This is a genomic window from Wolbachia endosymbiont of Drosophila willistoni (genome assembly GCF_040084705.1).
Classification (GTDB): domain Bacteria; phylum Pseudomonadota; class Alphaproteobacteria; order Rickettsiales; family Anaplasmataceae; genus Wolbachia; species Wolbachia pipientis.
In genome coordinates this window covers 946,661-964,362 of sequence record NZ_CP157591.1, presented here as the reverse complement: position 1 = coordinate 964,362, position 17,702 = coordinate 946,661, and the positions used below count along the sequence as shown (strand labels likewise).

20 protein-coding genes and 3 pseudogenes are annotated in these 17,702 nt (G+C 35.9%); 20 read left to right on the top strand and 3 right to left on the bottom strand.

The genetic code is table 11. The annotated features are described in order from the left end of the window. Positions 1-31: 31 nt before the first annotated feature. From ABL518_RS04900 to ABL518_RS04890, 3 genes are all read right to left on the bottom strand, one after another. Positions 32-820, bottom strand: a complete 789-nt coding sequence (locus ABL518_RS04900) for an AAA family ATPase (RefSeq protein WP_348994367.1) — start codon at positions 818-820, stop codon at positions 32-34. An 11-nt stretch (positions 821-831) separates the two neighbouring features. After that, positions 832-1,653 carry an ATP-binding protein gene (locus ABL518_RS04895; RefSeq protein ID WP_010082113.1) on the bottom strand — a complete coding sequence of 274 codons (822 nt, stop codon included), beginning with the start codon at positions 1,651-1,653 and terminating at the stop codon, positions 832-834. A 119-nt stretch (positions 1,654-1,772) separates the two neighbouring features. Further along, positions 1,773-2,243: an RNA polymerase sigma factor gene (locus ABL518_RS04890; protein WP_251371784.1), complete on the bottom strand. Its 471-nt coding sequence runs from the start codon at positions 2,241-2,243 to the stop codon at positions 1,773-1,775. 582 nt (positions 2,244-2,825) lie between these two features. Between ABL518_RS04890 and ABL518_RS04885 the strand changes: the two genes are divergently transcribed. From ABL518_RS04885 to ABL518_RS04790, 20 genes and pseudogenes are all read left to right on the top strand, one after another. Next, positions 2,826-3,275 carry a crossover junction endodeoxyribonuclease RuvC gene (locus tag ABL518_RS04885; protein WP_038228276.1) on the top strand — a complete coding sequence of 150 codons (450 nt, stop codon included), beginning with the start codon at positions 2,826-2,828 and terminating at the stop codon, positions 3,273-3,275. A gap of 113 nt (positions 3,276-3,388) precedes the next feature. Then, positions 3,389-4,613: pseudogene (locus ABL518_RS04880) on the top strand (DNA modification methylase). Between the two features lie 13 nt (positions 4,614-4,626). After that, positions 4,627-5,106, top strand: a complete 480-nt coding sequence (locus tag ABL518_RS04875) for a hypothetical protein (protein WP_095742855.1) — start codon at positions 4,627-4,629, stop codon at positions 5,104-5,106. Between the two features lie 3 nt (positions 5,107-5,109). Beyond that, a complete protein-coding gene (locus ABL518_RS04870; RefSeq protein WP_010082188.1) occupies positions 5,110-6,591 on the top strand; it encodes an ankyrin repeat domain-containing protein in 1,482 nt (493 codons plus the stop codon). After that, positions 6,588-8,414 (top strand): phage terminase large subunit family protein, encoded by a 1,827-nt coding sequence (locus ABL518_RS04865; protein WP_010082189.1) that lies wholly within the window; start codon positions 6,588-6,590, stop codon positions 8,412-8,414. The genes ABL518_RS04870 and ABL518_RS04865 overlap by 4 nt, the downstream gene beginning before the upstream one ends. After that, on the top strand, positions 8,407-8,640 hold the full coding sequence (locus ABL518_RS04860) for a gpW family head-tail joining protein (RefSeq protein ID WP_010082190.1): 234 nt from the start codon (positions 8,407-8,409) through the stop codon (positions 8,638-8,640). Before ABL518_RS04865 ends, ABL518_RS04860 begins: the two co-directional genes overlap by 8 nt. Positions 8,641-8,680: 40 nt before the next feature. Continuing rightward, positions 8,681-8,941, top strand: a complete 261-nt coding sequence (locus ABL518_RS04855; protein WP_012673197.1) for a hypothetical protein — start codon at positions 8,681-8,683, stop codon at positions 8,939-8,941. Further along, complete coding sequence (locus ABL518_RS04850; RefSeq protein ID WP_010962706.1) at positions 8,932-9,213, top strand: type II toxin-antitoxin system RelE family toxin; 282 nt, start codon at positions 8,932-8,934, stop codon at positions 9,211-9,213. The genes ABL518_RS04855 and ABL518_RS04850 overlap by 10 nt, the downstream gene beginning before the upstream one ends. 102 nt (positions 9,214-9,315) lie before the next feature. After that, a pseudogene (locus ABL518_RS04845) lies at positions 9,316-10,733 on the top strand (phage portal protein). Further along, positions 10,730-11,791 (top strand): S49 family peptidase, encoded by a 1,062-nt coding sequence (locus ABL518_RS04840; protein ID WP_006280203.1) that lies wholly within the window; start codon positions 10,730-10,732, stop codon positions 11,789-11,791. The pseudogene ABL518_RS04845 and the gene ABL518_RS04840 overlap by 4 nt, the downstream one beginning before the upstream one ends. A gap of 74 nt (positions 11,792-11,865) precedes the next feature. Beyond that, positions 11,866-12,237: a head decoration protein gene (locus ABL518_RS04835; RefSeq protein ID WP_010082142.1), complete on the top strand. Its 372-nt coding sequence runs from the start codon at positions 11,866-11,868 to the stop codon at positions 12,235-12,237. A 37-nt stretch (positions 12,238-12,274) separates the two neighbouring features. After that, complete coding sequence (locus ABL518_RS04830) at positions 12,275-13,279, top strand: major capsid protein (protein WP_006280204.1); 1,005 nt, start codon at positions 12,275-12,277, stop codon at positions 13,277-13,279. A 97-nt stretch (positions 13,280-13,376) separates the two neighbouring features. Then, a complete protein-coding gene (locus tag ABL518_RS04825; protein WP_007550857.1) occupies positions 13,377-13,682 on the top strand; it encodes a hypothetical protein in 306 nt (101 codons plus the stop codon). A 1-nt stretch (position 13,683) separates the two neighbouring features. Then, positions 13,684-14,205: a phage tail protein gene (locus ABL518_RS04820; protein ID WP_006280676.1), complete on the top strand. Its 522-nt coding sequence runs from the start codon at positions 13,684-13,686 to the stop codon at positions 14,203-14,205. Continuing rightward, a complete protein-coding gene (locus ABL518_RS04815; protein WP_010962732.1) occupies positions 14,202-14,678 on the top strand; it encodes a hypothetical protein in 477 nt (158 codons plus the stop codon). Before ABL518_RS04820 ends, ABL518_RS04815 begins: the two co-directional genes overlap by 4 nt. Further along, on the top strand, positions 14,665-15,129 hold the full coding sequence (locus tag ABL518_RS04810) for a phage baseplate assembly protein V (RefSeq protein WP_012673195.1): 465 nt from the start codon (positions 14,665-14,667) through the stop codon (positions 15,127-15,129). Before ABL518_RS04815 ends, ABL518_RS04810 begins: the two co-directional genes overlap by 14 nt. Positions 15,130-15,136: 7 nt before the next feature. Beyond that, on the top strand, positions 15,137-15,391 hold the full coding sequence (locus ABL518_RS04805) for a PAAR domain-containing protein (protein ID WP_010082105.1): 255 nt from the start codon (positions 15,137-15,139) through the stop codon (positions 15,389-15,391). Between the two features lie 2 nt (positions 15,392-15,393). After that, entirely contained in the window at positions 15,394-15,729 is a 336-nt protein-coding gene (locus ABL518_RS04800; protein ID WP_007552425.1) for a GPW/gp25 family protein, read from the top strand. 2 nt (positions 15,730-15,731) lie between these two features. Beyond that, entirely contained in the window at positions 15,732-16,523 is a 792-nt protein-coding gene (locus ABL518_RS04795; protein ID WP_012673194.1) for a baseplate J/gp47 family protein, read from the top strand. Next, a pseudogene (locus tag ABL518_RS04790) lies at positions 16,523-17,682 on the top strand (phage tail protein). Before ABL518_RS04795 ends, ABL518_RS04790 begins: the two are co-directional and overlap by 1 nt. Positions 17,683-17,702 lie beyond the last annotated feature (20 nt).

Below are 17,702 nucleotides of genomic sequence, written 5' to 3'. Positions count from 1 at the left end.
TCCTATAAGTTGACTTTAAAGTGAAAGTTAGCTATTCCATTAGCTGCCAATGACCATTTATCTTATCGACAAGTTTGTTTGGCACGCGTTCACCATTGCGAAGCTCAAATACTATCTGGCGTGCACTGCTTTCTTCATCATGAGCAAACATCACCATACCAGTACTGTAAAATCCACGTAAAGATCCAGCACCACTTAGGCCTTGAAATGGATCTTCTTCGAGCATCTTTTTCGATAATTTTTTTGTATGATGAGTGAGTACAATACAAGCATCTGGATTGACAGCACTGCGTAGCTTCTCAAGAGTCTTTTGCAGAAAGAACAGCATAGCACTATTATCATTTTCATTCCCATATTCACTGCTAAAGATGTTACGTAATGGATCTATGGCCAAAACATCAGGTTTAAAGCGTTCATTTACAATCTCCTTAATTTCACTTATTTCATCATGATTAAATGATAAGTGCACTTTTGGCGTAATGATTAAGTTGTTAGCAGCTACATTCAAAAGTTCATTATCAAGTTGTTGCAAACGTTCTTTCATATATTCATATTCAATTTCAGTTTGCATGTAGAAAATTTTTAAAGGTCTATTTGAAGCCATACCAAGAAAAGAAACACCTGCAGCCATATGAACGAGCCATGAAATCAAAAAGTCGCTTTTGCCGATTTTAGGTAGGCCACCCAGTACCAATAAGCCTCTTTTTGTTAAAATTCTTGGTGAGATTATATACTCTGGTGTTGGCGATCGATCGTCCAAGTATTCTTTCACACTGAAAAAAGGAATTTTTTGACCAATAGTTAAAAAGTTTTGTAGCATATAATAACCTCCTATATGTTGGGCGTGACAGGTTGAATTGCAAAAGCTTTAGTTTTAATTTTTGTAAGAAGTTTTCCTAGATGCGGTTCTTCAACCATATTAAGGCAACCACTTCGATCTTTAGCAGGATATCCCCAAGAATTAATCGTCTGACAGACAAATGAACGAACCTCTGTACCATCATCTTTCTTGATTCCAACCATACTAATTACTTCGTCAACTATCCCAGGAATTTCACTTGCAGTTTTAGCTCCTTCACATTGAGGTAGCCAAGTCGAGCGATTGAAATCATCGAGGTATTGTCCAAGAGTTCCAACTGTAATGATGTCTTTATTTGGAATATGTTGAAACTGATTGAGCCAAGCCATCATCTCTTGAGCAAGTAACCCGTAAGCAGCTCTCATATCTTGTTTTCCTGATCTTTCAGAAAAAGCTTCAGGTTGCATTTTTGCCCATAATAGACATAAACGAGAGGCTACTGTAATACTATCGATAAAAACACATCGATACTTGAGAAACTCTGAAGAAAGCTCTTTGTATTTACTGGATACATGCTCATAGTGTCTTTGGCTATACGCTGAGTCAGATTTTAACGCAGGATTAGGACCACCTATGAGACATGCAATATCTCTTGCCTCATTCCAAGTACGAATACTTACAGAATCCCCTTGCCAATCTTGAACAGCAAGTAAACCTGCCTCAAAATCAAGACAAAGTGTTGGTTCATTTATGGTCTTTAAGAGACTAGTTTTACCTATACCATAAGGACCAAAGATGACCATTTTTATACCTGTTTGAACTTTTAGCCGTTCATTGCTGTTCATTATTTTCATTTTTCTCCCAGTACCTAAATATATATGTACGATGACCTAGGCAATTCGTCCGCAATTTGCAAAAAAAAAATTTTGAGCAAATATAATCGAGAGCTTATAACTTCTCTAAAACTGAGAATTTATTGCGTATTCGTTCTAGTGTGCGATAGATAGTTGTCTTTGGTATTTTTGGTTATTACAGAAACTTCAGTAATAGTAAATACCTTAAGTAATTGACATAAATTACTATCTTTTTCAGACAAAGTTGAAATTATATTATTTATATCAGTGCGAATTATCGCTTCGATTTCCGAGTTCCTATGATCTGGAATATCGTCGTTTATATCATCAAAAGTTATATTACGTTTTAGACATAACTGATTGCGTAACATATTGCGAGCACAATAATTAGCTAATCTAGCAACGAAAGTACTAAAACTACTTCTTTTCTCATCGTGCCGGTTAAGATATTGCCAAACCTGACAAAAAAGCTCTTGTTCTATATCTTCAAGACTTTCGTTAATAAAACAGCTTTTGGATTTAAGGCGCGAAGCTTGAAATCTCACATGTTTAACAATTGTAGAATCGATTCCTTGATAAGAATTCTTCATAAAAACTCCAAAAGTTTCATGAATAGAGATTTTTACCAAGACTTTGTATGACTAATTTATTATAAAAAAGTAGTAATAATTTTTTTATCTAAAAGAATAAAATCTTTAAAAATTAAAATAAGATTTAAACGTTTTGATACACTACTGAAGCTACTTTTTCATAGGTAAAAAACTACCAATTTCGTACCTAATTTCTGAATTACTAATTAGTATTTCAGAAAGCAGTAATCGTTAAGTTATTGATAATATTGTCTTTTTTATGTTCTATTCCTAAAAGCCGTTTCTAAAGTTAAGTGGCTAAAATCGGCCAGTGAAGAGGATTTACGGATTACTGAAGTCTTATATATATTATATATATATTTAAATACAGGTAAAATATAATATATGATAATATAATAATATAAATATTGGCGTAATATAAGTTATGTAAAATAGTTATTAAGATAAGTAAAAACTCAAATGGCAGGATATGAAATTTTTTTTAATTTTTTTTCAAAATTGCGGACGAATTTGCGAGTCATCGTACATATATATTATACAGGGCATTGAACTTTAATTACACAAAGGAGTTTTTGTACGTCAATCTTAACGCTAGATCTCGGCAAGCAAACAGGCTGGGCAATTCTAACAGATGGAATAATTGAAAGTGGGAGCAAAAGCTTTCATGGTAGTCGTTTCAGCGGAGGTGGAATGTGTTTCTTAAACTTTTGCAATTGGCTCAATTCTTTGAAAGACATTTCTGCAGTGTACTTTGAGGAGGTGAGAAGACATTTAGGAACTGATGCAGCCCATTGCTACGGTGGGTTTCTTGCAGTGCTGTCTGCTTGGTGTGAAGAGAACAATATTCCCTACCAAGGTGTTAATGTTAAAACTATAAAACGCTTTATAGCAGGCAAAGGCAATGCAAGTAAGAGTGAAGTTATTGAAGCGATACGTGAAAAAAGTTTTTCACCTAGAGATGATAATGAGGCCGATGCTTTGGCATTAATGTTCTATATTAGTAAAGATATTAATAAGACGAAAAATCCATAAAAAGTGGGTCCTTTCAGCCAGAATGGCGGATTTGGTGGGTTCAACCCCAGGCCTTCTTTAGCGTCAGAGATATTTTGAATATTAACTTTTTAATTATTAAGGATTTAAATTATATGAATTTAGCAATCCACTACTATCCTGTTGAAAACCTCGTCGAATATAAGCGTAATCCTCGTAAAAATGATGATGTAGTAAATAGAATGTGTGCTTCAATCAGGGAATTTGGCTTTCGTATACCAATAGTTGCAAAAAGCGATGGAACTGTGGTTGATGGTCATTTAAGACTTAAAGCAGCAAGAAAACTTGGTATGGAGAGTATTCCAGTGGTCTTAAGTGATAATTTAAATGAACCACAAACTAAATTTTCGGTTACTGGCAAATCAATCAGCTAACTGGGCAAAGTGGGACGATGAGCTTTTGAAAGTGGAAATTCAAGAGTTAGAAGATTTGCAGTTTGATCTTAAAATGACTGGATTTGAATTGGAAAAAGTTCAACGTTTTCTCGATGATTTTGATGGGAAAGAAGAAGTAGAAAGAGGAGTTTTGGAGTTAATTGATAAAAAGGTAGAAATAGCAAAACCAGGGGATTTATGGATTTTAGGTGATCATAGAATCTATTGCGGTGATAGCTGCGTAGTTGAATCATTTAAAGCAGTATTAGATGATAAAATGGCAGATATTACTGTTTGTGATCCTCCATATAACGTTGATTATGGTAGTAGCCAGGAGAGAGAAGATAAAAAAATATTGAATGATAATCAAGGTGAAAAGTATGAGCTTTTTCTCTACGACATCTGTTCCAATATTTTAGCATATACGAAAGGAGCAATTTACATCTGCATATCATCATCAGAGTTTTCAACGCTGCAAAAAGCATTTGAGGAAGCAGGAGGAAAATGGTCAACATTTATCATTTGGGCAAAGAATCATTTTACGCTAGGCAGGTCTGATTATCAAAGACAATACGAAGCAATGCTCTATGGATGGAAAAGCGGCAATAAACGTGAGTGGCATGGAGGTAGAAATCAAAGTGATCTATGGTTTTATGATAAGCCAATACATAACTCACTGCACCCAACAATGAAGCCAGTAGAGCTAATGGAGAAAGCAATAGTTAATAGCAGCAGACCTGGGGATACTGTACTTGATCCATTTAGCGGTTCTGGCAGCACACTGATTGCATGTGAGAGAACAGGAAGAATTTGCAGAACAATAGAGCTAGATTCAAAATTTGTAGATGTAACGATAAAACGTTGGCAAGTATACACAGGTAGGGAAGCAATTCTTTCTGGTACTGGCAAAACTTTTGCACAAATTCAAGAAGAAAAACAGCAATAAAGGGGCAAAAGAAGTGGAAAAGATCACACAAACGGAATGGGCAAGAGAGATAGGAGTTTCAAAGCAATATGTCTGTTATTTAGTAAAAAAAGGAATAATTGAGTTGGAGAATGGTTTGGTAAATAGAGAACAAGCAAATGAAGCAGTAGCGGCAATAAGAGATCCAAGTCAGCCACTTAGGAGGAAAAATCCAGAAAACGAAAATACAAGTAACCTTTCCACGATGTTGCTAAAAGCTCGAATAAAAAATGAAATGGAACGAGGTAAACTTCTTGAGGCGAAAGCTAAGGCTGAGATTGGTGAACTTGTAGCAGTAGAGGAAGTAAAGCGCGATGCATTTAATGTAGCAAGAGTTGTACGTAATAATTTGCTTAATATTCCAAATAGAGTTTCAGCACTGCTTGCATCACTGAGTGACACTGAAAAGATTCATATGGCGCTAACCGAAGAGATTACAAACTCATTACAAGAATTATCTAATATTAAGTTTTAAATAATGTCTGCTAACTTAAGTTTAGAATTAATAAAGTGTCTTATTAATCAACCAGGAGTGGATGTAAATGTTAGAGGATTAAATGGGAAAACCCCACTACATTATGCAGTAGAAATTAACGAGCTTAGTATGGTTGCTCTCTTACTAAATAGGAAAAATATTAATCCACTGATCACTGATGATAATGGTAAAAGTGCGCTGGATTGTGCAAGAGAAGAGATATTACAAGCACTAATCAATCACAAATATGGATTGGAGAAAGATAGCTTACTTCACTTAGCTGCGATGTTGAATGAAGCAAATGCTGTAAGGTTTTTACTCGACAAAGGGACTAATGTTAATGAGCAGAATGCTTTACTACATACACCGTTACACTTAGCGGCAGGAGCTGGGCATGAACAAATAGTAGAAATTTTAATTAGAGAAGGAAATGCGGACAAAGATGTTCTTGATGCGAGAAATCATGCAGCAATTCATTATGCAGTAAACAACAAGAAGCTAGGAGTAGTAAAATTACTTTCAAATCTTGGTGCGAATGTTAATGTAGTTGGCAGCGGCAGAAATGCAATGAAATTATCTTCTTTGCACGTAGCTATAAGTAGTAGTAATTACGACGAAAGGGACTTATGTTTAGATATTGTAAGATGCTTAATAAATGTTCCTAATGCTGGGGTTAACTTACAAGATTATGAAAATAAAACGCCACTACATTATGCTGAAAGGCTGAAAACAATAGAAGTTTTACTAACGCGAGAAGATATAGATCCTTTAATTAAGGATGATAATGGCAAGACACCATTTTGTTATGCAAAAGAAGCAAATAGATTAGATATAGTAAAGATTTTAGCAAGTAATAGATACGGAGCTGATAAAAACAGTTTGCTTCATTTAGCTGCCAGAAAAGGATATGAAGACCTAATAGACGGTATTCTTGGTGAAGGAGTTGAAATAGATGCTGTAGATGAGAGTGGAAAAACGGGAATTTATGTTGCTGTAAAGCATGGTCACTTTAACGTAGTAAAGTTGTTGCTAAAGAGAGGAGCAGATGCCACGGATGTTTTTCAGTATGCAATAATAACGAACAACGCAAAATTAATAAAATTACTGAGCAAAGAGAAGGAAATAGTGTTATTTGGAAGACAGAAGAACTTTCCAACATTTCATTTATTGAGCAATAAATATTTTGAAGAAAGGAAAATAGCAGACAAAAAAATAAAGAAATATATCAATATCGTCTGTGTTTCTATAACAGTATGTGCAATAGTGATAGTGGGAATTTACCCTAACATTATAGCTGCGGTAATGGTGGGAATAGTTGCGCTCATAGCTGCAATAGCAATGAGTAATTTAACTCAGAAGTACATAGAAGAAGCACTTGAAAAGAAAATGTTTATTGAACTCGAAAGTGAGAAAACAAGTGAGTGCAGTTCTATTTTAAGTGATGTTGAGGTATCATCTAATGATGGTGAAGAGCTAGCGATATGATATATGCTACATCTTTTTCTGAAGGTTTAAAGCCAGATCCACTACTTAAAGTGTCAGAGTGGGCGAATGAGTATCGAGTTTTAGCGCCAACTGCAGCATCAGAGCCAGGTAAATGGAGAACAGAAAGAACTCCTTATTTAAAAGAAATCATGGATTCACTTTCTCCGTCCTCACCAGCAGAAAAAGTAGTATTCATGAAAGGAGCGCAGATTGGAGGAACAGAAGCTGGTAACAATTGGATAGGCTATATTATAGATCAGACTCCTGGTCCAATGTTAGTTGTGCAGCCAACAGTTGAAATGGGAAAGCGTTGGTCAAAAGGAAGATTTGCGCCGTTAATAGAGAGTACGCCATGTTTAAAGAGTAAAGTAAAAGACCCAAGGTCAAGAGACTCAGGCAATACTGTACAAAGTAAGGAATTTCCAGGTGGAATAGTAGTAATAACCGGAGCAAATAGCAGTGTAGCACTGAGATCTATGCCAGTAAAATATCTCTTTCTTGATGAAATAGACGCCTATCCAGGAGATTCAGGTGGTGAAGGAGATCCAGTGCTGCTCAGTATTGCTCGAACTAATACATTTGCACGGCGAAAGATTTTTTTAGTATCAACACCAACGATTCATGGAATAAGCAGAATTGAGAAAGAATTTGAAGCAACAGATAAGCAGTACTTTTTTGTACCATGTCCGTATTGTAATTACTATCAAGTTCTAAAATGGTCACAAATTAAATGGGAAAACAACGACTCAAGAACAGCACATTATGTCTGCACTGAATGTAGCGGCAAAATAGAAAATCATCAAAAGACAGAGATGCTTGAGCGTGGAGAATGGAGACCTACTAATAGAGTAAAAGGTGAGAAAAAAGGATTTCATCTTTCAAGTCTTTATAGTCCAGTAGGCTGGTATAGCTGGACTCAAGCAGTAGAAGATTTTCTTCATGCAAAAGAAAGTGAACAATTACTAAAAGTATGGATAAATACCACCTTAGGAGAAACTTGGGTAGATAAAGGAGAAGTACCAGACTGGAAGCAATTATTTAACAGGAGAGAATTTTTTCCCATAGGCACAGTACCTAGGAGAGAAGTGGTACTTACTGCAGGAGTAGATGTTCAAAAAGATCGGTTAGAAGTAGAAGTTGTAGCATGGGGAAAAAGTCGTGAAAATTGGTCAATAGACTACCAAGTATTTGAAGGAGATACAGGAGGTGGGGAAGTATGGGGAAAACTCTCCGAGCTCTTAAATCATCATTTTATCGGTGAAAATGGGCTTGAATATATGATAAGTATGATGGCAGTAGATGCTGGATATGCAACGCAAGAAGTATACAATTGGGTAAGAGGTCATCAGGGCTCTGGAAGAGTAATGGCAGTGAAAGGTGTAAATAAAGCACTAGTACCACTTAGCAGCCCAAGTAGAGTAGATATAACAGTTGGTGGTCAAAAGCTAAAAAGAGGAATAAAGCTCTGGCCAGTAGGAGTATCGATATTAAAATCAGAGCTTTTTCAATTACTTAATGTTTTAAAAGAAGGTGAAGAAGCTCCAGCAGGATATTGTCATTTTCCGGAGTATGCACCTGAATATTTTAAGCAGCTAACGGCAGAGCAATTAGTCAGTAAAGTAGTGAAAGGATATACCAAACAAGAGTGGCAAAAGGTAAGAGAGAGAAATGAAGTACTAGATTGCCGAATTTACGCAAGAGCAGCATCTATTGCACTTGGAATCGATCGTTGGCCAGAGAGTAAATGGAATAGTTTAGGTGAAAAACCAGAAAGCAAAAAACCTAAAAAAGTAAGACAGAGTAAGTGGTTGGAGAATGTATAACGAAGAGTATTTGTTTCAAGTCGAAGAAGCGATAAAGAAGCTTCAGAGTGGCGAAAGAGTAGTATCAATTGCATATGGTGACCATGTGGTGAGATATGCTGAAGTTCAGATAAATGACTTACTGAATCTACGGCAACGTATTAAGGCTGAATTGAAAATTGCAGGTATGAAGCCAAAGAGAAAAATTGTTTTTTCAACAAATAAAGGGGTTGACAAAATTATGTAAAAATGTTATAGTTTAGAGTTGATATCTTACAGTGAATAATATGGATCAAAGTCAAGGAAGGCTTAATGTTAATGTAAATTTTGAGGGGGAATTTGCTCAGTATCTTACAGAAATGGCAAAAGTTCAAAATAGAACTATTGAAGAAATTGTAAAAGATCTAGTAGAAGAAGAACTTGAGGTAAGTAAACTATCTGAAGGTGACGAAATGGATGAAGGAGAAATAGCTCTACTTGAACTTGCTGCTAAACGTAATGTTCCTGGAGCAAAAATAATTAGACATGAAGATATCAAGTGGGAATAATTTACCAAATTGGTTATTTAGAAGGTGTAGATACCGAAGATCTTCCTTCTCTTCCGAAAACAATACGGTTAAGGGTGCAAAAAGCTATAGAAAAACGTCTCACAATTATTCCTGATAAAGTAGGTGAGGCTTTATCGCATAAATGGGTAGGCTACTTTAGGTTGCGTGTTGGCGATTATCGAGTCATATACTTAATAGATAACTCAGAGCACATGGTCAAAATTGCAGCAATAGGACATCGAAAAGAAATTTATAAACGTAGTCCAGAGTAATGACTCTCTACATACAATCTGTTGACCAAATTCTCTAGCAACTTGCTATAATTTTTCAATGTCAAATTGTGCAACAACTTGTTGCATAATCAAAGAGGCAAAATGTTATTAAAATCATTCAAACAACTATTTAACAAACCAAAGATAAAAAGCTCAGCCTGGGATGCTGCAGGCTCAGGAAGAAGATTTTTTCACTTTCAACCAGAGTTAGGAAGTATAAACAATTTGCTGTCTCAAAACCTTGAAACTTTACGTAGTAGATCACGTGATATGGTGAGAAAAAATCCGTATGCAACAAATATCATTGATACAATAGTAAGTAACTCTATTGGAACAGGAATAAAGCCGCAATCAAAAGCAAGAGATGGAGAATTTCGAAAGAAGGTGCAAGAATTATGGCTAAGATGGACAGATGAAGCAGACAGTAACGGAGTAAGTGATTTTTATGGATTACAAGCTCTAGTGTGCAGAAGTATGATAGAGGGAGGAGAATGTTTTGTACGTTTAAGAACGAGAAAGCTGGAAGATAGATTTTCTGTACCATTACAACTGCAAGTACTTGAGTCTGAACATTTAGATAATAAAACAAATCAAACTTTAGGAAATGGTAATGTAATAAGAAACGGGATTGAGTTTAACAGGCTTGGGCAAAGAGAAGCATATTACTTATTTAGAGAACATCCAGGAGAAGGGTCATTTGGCGAATCAGTGAGAGTACCAGCAAACGATGTTTTACATATCTATAAACCACTGAGACCTGGGCAAATTAGAGGAGAGCCATGGCTTTCGAGTATACTGCTAAAGCTCTATGAACTTGATCAATATGATGATGCAGAATTAGTGAGAAAAAAGACAGCAGCGATGTTTGCAGGGTTTATTACAAGGCTCGATCCTGAAGCAAATATTTTAGGAGAAGGTGAAAGTAATGAGCAAGGGGTAGCACTATCAGGTTTAGAGCCAGGAACAATGCAGCTTTTAGACCCAGGAGAAGACATAAAATTTTCAGAGCCATCTGATGTAGGAGGAAGTTATGAAGCATTCATGAGACAGCAGCTGAGGGCAATAGCAATAGGCACAGGGATAACATATGAGCAACTAACAGGAGATTTAACGGGCGTTAATTATTCATCCATTCGAGCAGGATTAATAGAGTTTCGTCGTAGATGTGCTATGCTGCAACACAACATTATGGTATTTCAATTTTGCAGACCAGTATGGAGTAGATGGCTAGAATTAGCAGTACTCTGTGGAGAACTGAGTATAGATAAAAAAGTAGCAAAAGCAGCGAAAGAAGAAGTAAAATGGATACCACAGGGATTTGATTGGTGGATCCTTTAAAAGACCAGCAAGCACAACAAATGGCAGTAAGAAATGGATTTAAGAGTCGATCAGAAGTGGTTTCAGAGCTAGGTTATGATGTAGAAGAAATAGACCAAGAAATTGCAGAAGATCAAAGACGTGCTAGTTCCTTGGGTTTAAGTTTTGATTCCGACGTTACTACTAATCAAGAGATAATATGAAAAACCAAGCGATATGGCTAAACAGATGTGTAATGGTAGAACCAAGGAGTTTTGAATTACTGTCACTACAAACAGGAAAGCAGCCTATCTTTAAAAATATAAAACATGCGGTAAGAAATAGTGAAAGAGGAATAATACCAATACATGGAATCTTGACGAAAAAGTCAGAAGTTTTTGATGATGTATTGGGGATGACATCGTATGAGAAGATAAGTGAAGAGATAGAAGAAGCTTTAATAGATAAAGAAGTAGAAACAATAATTTTGGACATAGACAGCCCCGGAGGAGAAGTAAACGGTTTATTCGACCTTTCCGACTTTATTTACCAAGCAAGGAGAAAAAAGAGGATTGTGGCAATAGCAAATGATGATGCGTATTCTGCGGCGTATGCAATTGCATCAAGTGCTGAAAAAGTATTGGTAACTAGAACTTCAGGAGTTGGAAGCATAGGAGTAATAGCAAGTCATATAGATCAAAGTGGGTTTGATGAAAAACAGGGAATAAAATATACGACAGTATTTGCAGGAAGTAGAAAAAATGATTTAAATCCACATGAGCCAATAACTTCTGAGAGTTTAGAAAGCCTAAAAAGCGAAGTGAATCGTTTATATGGAATGCTGGTTGAGCTAATAGCACGCAATAGAAACCTTTCTGTAGAGGCAATAAAATCAACAGAAGCAGGGCTATATTTTGGCGAGAAAGCAGTAGAAATAGGTCTTGCAGATGGAATTACAATTCTTTCAGAGTTTAAATCTATTAATAAAAAAGGGGATATTACTATGAATGAAAAAACTACAAATGACCTAGAAACTGACAATTTAACTAAGTATCGTACTGAAGTTCTTGAATTAATACGTTTATGTAACTTATCACGAATGCCAGAAAAGATAGGAGAATTTATTGAGCAAAGCGTAAGTGTTGAGCAAGCCAGGGAAGTTTTAATGGAGTTACTTGCAGAGCGAACGAAGAAGACAGAAATACTAAGTGCAATACCACAGAATTCAGGAGAAGAGTTGATGATGCAGGTAGCGAAAAGTCGTGCGCAATCAAACATTTAAAGTATGTGTATAACCGCCGTGTATAACAACCACAAATATGGCGGTAAAAAAATAAAAAAAGGAGAGAAAAAGACATGATAAGTATAACTGAAGGAAATAATTTAGGCGATCTTCTGAAATATGAAGTGTCCAACCTATATTCAAGAGATCAAATAACAGTAGCCAAGGGACAAAATCTAAAGCTGGGAAAAGTAGTTGGTTATGATACTAAAGATGGTTTTATTAAAGCTTTAAATCCAACTGCCACAGATGGGACACAAACGGCTATAGGAGTGATAGCAAGCGATGTAAACGCAAAGGAAAATAGTAAAGGAGTAATTATTGCTCGTGGTGCAATACTAGCAGATCATGCAGTTGTATGGCCAGCAAATATCATTGAAGAGCAGAAAACTGCAGCAATAAAGCACCTTGAAGGACGAGGGATCATTATCCGCAAGGGAGCTTAAAAAAACTATTAAAAATACAAAAGGGGGAAAAGAAAAAATGCAAAATCCATTTACAAATACAGCATTTAGCATGACGGCACTAACAAATGCGATAAATATATTGCCGATAAATTATGGACGAGTTGAAAATTTAAATTTGTTTCCAAGTAGGTCAGTAAGATTTAGACATATTACTATAGAGGAGCAAAATGGAGTATTAAGTTTACTACCAACGCAGTTACCAGGAGCACCAGCAACAGTAGGAAAACGTGGAAAACGAAAAATAAGAACTTTTACCATTCCACATATACCACATGATGACGTAGTGTTGCCTGAGGAAGTACAGGGAATAAGGGCATTTGGGTCAGAAAGTGAACTGAAAGCATTGGCAGATGTAATAACTGATCATTTGCAGCTAATGAGAAATAAACACGCAATAACGTTAGAACATTTGAGAATGGGAGCGCTGAAGGGAATCATTCTTGATGCTGATGGGTCGGAGTTATTAAACCTTTACAACGAATTTGAAATTACACCAAAAGTAGTAAATTTTGCATTGGGGACTGCGACAACCGATGTAAAGCGTAAGTGTCTGGAAGTATTGCGCCATGTTGAGGACAATTTAAGTGGTGAATATATGACGGGGATTCATGCACTGGTAAGTCCAGAGTTTTTTGATGCACTAATTTCGCATAGTAAAGTGAAAGAGGCATATGAAAGATGGCAAGAAGGAGCAGCGCTGAGGAATGACATGAGATCAGGATTTACGTTCTGTGGAATAACATTTGAAGAGTATAGAGGGCAAGCAACCGACCCTGAAGGAACCGTAAGAAGATTTATAGAAAGAGAAAGTGGAAACTGTTTTCCACTAGGAACAGCGAGCACATTTACAACGTATTTTGCACCAGCAGACTTTAATGAGACAGTAAATACTCTTGGACAGCCACTTTACGCGAAACAAGAGCCAAGAAGATTTGATAGAGGGACCGATTTACATACTCAGTCAAATTCTTTGCCAATGTGCCATAGACCGGGAGTATTAGTAAAAGTCGTTGTAACATAACAACACAGGTAGAGCAACTATAAAGTGGTGAGGCAGAAGAATGCTTTACCTGTGTGCCCCTTCTTAGCATGTAAAGGTTAGTATATAGCAGAAAAATATGCAAGAAAATATTAAGAGATTATTGCAAGATTGTTTTGCCCATTTAGGAAAAGTAGCTTTGTATGAATCAAAGGATAAGTCATATATGGTACAAGTACTAAAGCAACAGCCAGATAAATTATACGAGATTGGTGAAGGACAATTTGTAGGAGAAATTTTATTGTTGGAAGTAAGTGTGTTTGATGTATTAAAGCCAATGGTAGGAGATACTTTTTCCATAGGTAGTTGTAGATACAGAGTACACACACCACCACTTAGAGATAATTCAGGAATGGTATGGAAAATTCAAGCATCGGGGGTGTAAAATGTCTATTAATATAGAAGTTACCGATAATATTAATAAGGTAATTGAAAATGTAAATGCTGAAAGGAAAAAAGTGGAAAAAGCAGCGGTGAGGGCATTGAACAAAACAGCACTATGGTTAAAAACGCAAGCAGCTAAGGAAATTAGTGAGGAAAAGAAGATAAAATTAACGGTAATGAGAAAAAGGCTAAGAATTTTTAAGGCTAAGACAAGTAGGTTAGATGTATTAATGAGAGCAAATTTATATGATATTAGGGTATCAGCAATTGGCAAGATGAGACAAACAAGAAAAGGAGCGAAAGTAGGAAAACATAAGTTTATAGGAGGATTTATGGCAACAATGCCAAGAGGAAATAGTGGTGTTTTTAGGCGTGAAGGAAGAACAGCTTTGCCAATACAAGAGGTAAAATTAGGACTGGAACCAGAAGCATCAAAAATAATAAAGGAGCTAGTTAATTATGAAACAGAAGGGATATTTGAGAAATATTTTGAGCGTGAATTAAACTATATTGTAAAAGTATGATTTTAATTGAGTTGCACAAAGCAATTTGCAGAATGTTGAAGAAAGAAATACCAGCGATACAGACATGTGAAATATATCCAATGATAAGAAGGGAAATAGTAGCACCAGCGGTATTTGTGGAATTGTCAAGTTTAGAGCAAGGAAAAGATTCAGGAACAGAAGAATTAGCCCTGAAAGCAAGATTTGAGGCACGAATTGTGATTGATAGCACAATAGAGAATGCAGCTATTATTGTCAGAGAATTAGCTGCTGAGGTTGCGAGAGTAGTAAATAAAAATACTTGGAACGTAAAAAATGTTTCGCCAGGTGAATTTATATCAGCAGAAATTGACGGATTTAGGCCAGAATTAGACGCGTATTTAGTGTGGATGGTAGACTGGGTGCATGAAGTACACTTGGGTCGATCTATTTGGGAAGAGGGAAAATTTATGCCACACAAAATAGAAATCGGTGAAATAAATGTTGGAAAGTAATTTTGCTATTTCAGAGTTGCAAAGAAAGTTAGCTAACATTGTACGTATTGGGCTTGTGAAAGAAGTAGATTATGAAAAAGCGAGAGTAAAAGTGCAAATAGGGGAATTTTTAACAGATTGGTTGCCATGGATAACAAGTAAAGCAGGAAAAGATAGAAATTGGTCTCCTCCAGATATCGATGAACAGGTTATTATACTTTCTGCGCTAGGAGAACTATCATTAGGGGTGGTATTAGCAGGAATATATCAGGAAAAATACCCTGCACCAGAGAATAAAAAAGAAATAAATAGTGTAAAAATTCAAGATGGGACAAGATTGTTATATGATAAAGAGAAGCATCATTTAGAGATTGAAGTAGTGGACAAAATAACATTGAAAGCTGGGGAATCAAGTATAGAGATGACAAGGAGCGAAATAAAACTGAAAGCAGATAGAATAGAACTTAATTAATTGGAAAATGAATAAATCAGTTGTGCGAGTAGGAGATTATTGTGGAGAAGCAACACCACATTTTTGCATTAGCGGCAGTAATAATGTTTTTGTAAATGATTTCCCAGTCTGTAGGAAAGGAGACAATTTTAACGAAGGAAAAGTAATGATTCAAGGATCAAAAACAGTGTTTGCAAATGGTCATGGTGTAGGAAGAGTAGGGGATTCAGTATCTTGTGGGTTAAAAGTAATAAAAGGCAGTAAAAGCGTCTTTGCAAAATAGAAATGAAGGGTATGGATGGTAAAACAGGAAAAGCGTTAGAAGGAATAGAGCACTTAAAGCAATCAATAATTGATATACTTACGACTCCTATAGGATCACGAATTATGATGAGGAATTACGGGTCTAGGCTATTTGAATTATTGGATAAGCCAGTTAATCGTGATTTAACACTAGAAATTTACGCAGCAACTGCAGAAGCTTTGGAAAAATGGGAAAAAAGGTTTAAATTAGAAAAAGTAAAAATGACAGAAGTAAAAGAGGGAAAAGTAACGCTTGACCTGGAAGGGTTGTACGTACCAATGGGGAAAAAGATTCGCTTCGATGAGGTTGTAGTATAAAGATGCAGCAGACTAACATTATTGAGCCACTGAACTTCGAAGAAATCTTTTCACGTATGAAAGAAGAATTAATAAGTCGAGATGAAAGTTTTACGGCATTAGTAGAAAGTGACTCAGCGATGAAGGTATTAGAAGTAGCAGCCTGGAGAGAGCTTTTGCTGAGACAAAGGATAAACGAAGCAGTAAAGAGTAATTTACTTAAGTTTGCGACAGGAGAAGATCTTGATAATTTAGCTGAATTTTATGGAGTGGAGAGGCAGAAAGAAGAAGATGACGAACGTTTTAGAAAAATAATTAAAGCAAAGATAATAGGCTGGAGCACGGGAGGAAGTAAAGAACACTATCGATATCATGCACTGTCAGCAGATAGTAGAGTAAAGGATGCATTAGTAGAATCACCTATACCAGGGAAAGTACAAGTTTCAATCTTATCCACAGAATTATCCACACTGCAAGAAGAATTACTAGAAATTGTCAAAAATCAGCTAAACAGGGAGGATGTGAGGATTTTAACAGATACAGTTGAAGTGGTAAGTTGCAATATGATAGAAATAGATATCCACAGTAAAATTAGCATTAAAAGACCAGATATTATTGAAACGGTGAAGAAGAAATTTATCGAAAAATTTGGAACAACGAAAAGATTAGGATGGAAGGTAACAAGATCATGGATAATAGCCAATTTGTTTATGGAAGGAGTAGAAAACGTGGAATTAATAGAGCCAAGAGAAGACATAGTTGTGAAAGGAAATGAGTGCGCTTTCTTAAAAAGTTTAAATGTTGAGTTAAATTAATGCTATTACCGCCAAACGCAACAAAAAAGGAAAAAGCGCTGGTTGATGCAATAGATTACAAAGTAGATCCTGGTTGTATCAGAGGGTTTAAATTTAGCCAAGGGGAAAAAGTGTTGCCATGGATAATAGAGGAATATGGGCTAGGAGAAATCCTACATTGGGTAAAAGACAAAAGAAAGGCGATAAAAAAAGGGATAAAATTTCAGCGTTTAAGAGGAACACCTGCTTCACTGAAAATAGCACTAAAATGGGCAAATATAGAAGATATTACAATTATCGAAGAACCATCTGGCAAGCACTTCTTTGAACTACAGATAGGGATAAAAGATGTTCCGAATGACTTCTTCGTTGATGCAGTAGTAGAACTAGCAAAACTATCATTGCCTGCAAGATCGAGGCTAATGAGGATTTTTAACGATTATTACAACATTAGCAGGTTCATATTGGATGAGAGTTTTTTCGGAAGTTTATTATCGGATTATTCCGGGGTAAAAATAGAAAAAGATGGGCCAGTTTTATCATTTGGAAGAGTAAATTTTTCAGGTCTCATGGTCCGGTTATTAGGATTGTAGAAAACTATCTACGCGATCATTATGAACGAGCTTTAAGCAATGACATATATCGCTTGGATGTAGCAATACTTGGAGAAACCGAGCCTCATACTAAGAACTACAACGGTATTTATGAACGAAATCATGTGTGGTATAACTTCAAAGCGCTATATCCGCTACCACAGAGCTTATTACCTAAGATTAAGTTTGCTAAAGCGCAGATAGTATTATCAGATAGCTGGAACTTAGGAGAAATAAACGCGTGTTTTCCGGTTACGAGTGGAGAAGAGAAAGGAAGTAAATTTTTACTAGGAAGTGATAAACTATCTGAACAACTGTGGAATTTAAAACACAAGCCAATTTTAGAAAGGTTTAGCGTTACTCACCACTACAAAGTAGAAGATTTTACCAACCAAAAAGTTATAATATTTGGTGTGGCAGAGCACAATATTCATTTTGAAAGGGATTTAAATTCAGAGCAAAAGGATTCAATACATGAACCGGAAAATTACGTTTTAGTGTTTTACCCAGGCGTACTAACGTGGCACGAACATCGTCATTTGAACAGAGGTTGGGAAGAGAAACAAGTAATATGTTTAATGCATTAAGCATATATATTTATATCTTC

Excerpts from the sequence above, each read along its gene's own strand:
- ABL518_RS04860 (WP_010082190.1), top strand. The coding sequence starts at position 8,407 with ATGTATAACGAAGAGTATTTGTTTCAAGTCGAAGAAGCGATAAAGAAG.
- ABL518_RS04835 (WP_010082142.1), top strand. The coding sequence starts at position 11,866 with ATGATAAGTATAACTGAAGGAAATAATTTAGGCGATCTTCTGAAATAT.
- ABL518_RS04800 (WP_007552425.1), top strand. The coding sequence starts at position 15,394 with ATGAAGGGTATGGATGGTAAAACAGGAAAAGCGTTAGAAGGAATAGAG.
- ABL518_RS04900 (WP_348994367.1), bottom strand. The coding sequence starts at position 820 with ATGCTACAAAACTTTTTAACTATTGGTCAAAAAATTCCTTTTTTCAGT.
- ABL518_RS04855 (WP_012673197.1), top strand. The coding sequence starts at position 8,681 with ATGGATCAAAGTCAAGGAAGGCTTAATGTTAATGTAAATTTTGAGGGG.
- ABL518_RS04795 (WP_012673194.1), top strand. The coding sequence starts at position 15,732 with ATGCAGCAGACTAACATTATTGAGCCACTGAACTTCGAAGAAATCTTT.
- ABL518_RS04815 (WP_010962732.1), top strand. The coding sequence starts at position 14,202 with ATGATTTTAATTGAGTTGCACAAAGCAATTTGCAGAATGTTGAAGAAA.
- ABL518_RS04830 (WP_006280204.1), top strand. The coding sequence starts at position 12,275 with ATGCAAAATCCATTTACAAATACAGCATTTAGCATGACGGCACTAACA.
- ABL518_RS04820 (WP_006280676.1), top strand. The coding sequence starts at position 13,684 with ATGTCTATTAATATAGAAGTTACCGATAATATTAATAAGGTAATTGAA.
- ABL518_RS04865 (WP_010082189.1), top strand. The coding sequence starts at position 6,588 with ATGATATATGCTACATCTTTTTCTGAAGGTTTAAAGCCAGATCCACTA.
- ABL518_RS04870 (WP_010082188.1), top strand. The coding sequence starts at position 5,110 with ATGTCTGCTAACTTAAGTTTAGAATTAATAAAGTGTCTTATTAATCAA.
- ABL518_RS04810 (WP_012673195.1), top strand. The coding sequence starts at position 14,665 with ATGTTGGAAAGTAATTTTGCTATTTCAGAGTTGCAAAGAAAGTTAGCT.
- ABL518_RS04895 (WP_010082113.1), bottom strand. The coding sequence starts at position 1,653 with ATGAAAATAATGAACAGCAATGAACGGCTAAAAGTTCAAACAGGTATA.
- ABL518_RS04890 (WP_251371784.1), bottom strand. The coding sequence starts at position 2,243 with ATGAAGAATTCTTATCAAGGAATCGATTCTACAATTGTTAAACATGTG.
- ABL518_RS04805 (WP_010082105.1), top strand. The coding sequence starts at position 15,137 with ATGAATAAATCAGTTGTGCGAGTAGGAGATTATTGTGGAGAAGCAACA.
- ABL518_RS04840 (WP_006280203.1), top strand. The coding sequence starts at position 10,730 with ATGAAAAACCAAGCGATATGGCTAAACAGATGTGTAATGGTAGAACCA.
- ABL518_RS04825 (WP_007550857.1), top strand. The coding sequence starts at position 13,377 with ATGCAAGAAAATATTAAGAGATTATTGCAAGATTGTTTTGCCCATTTA.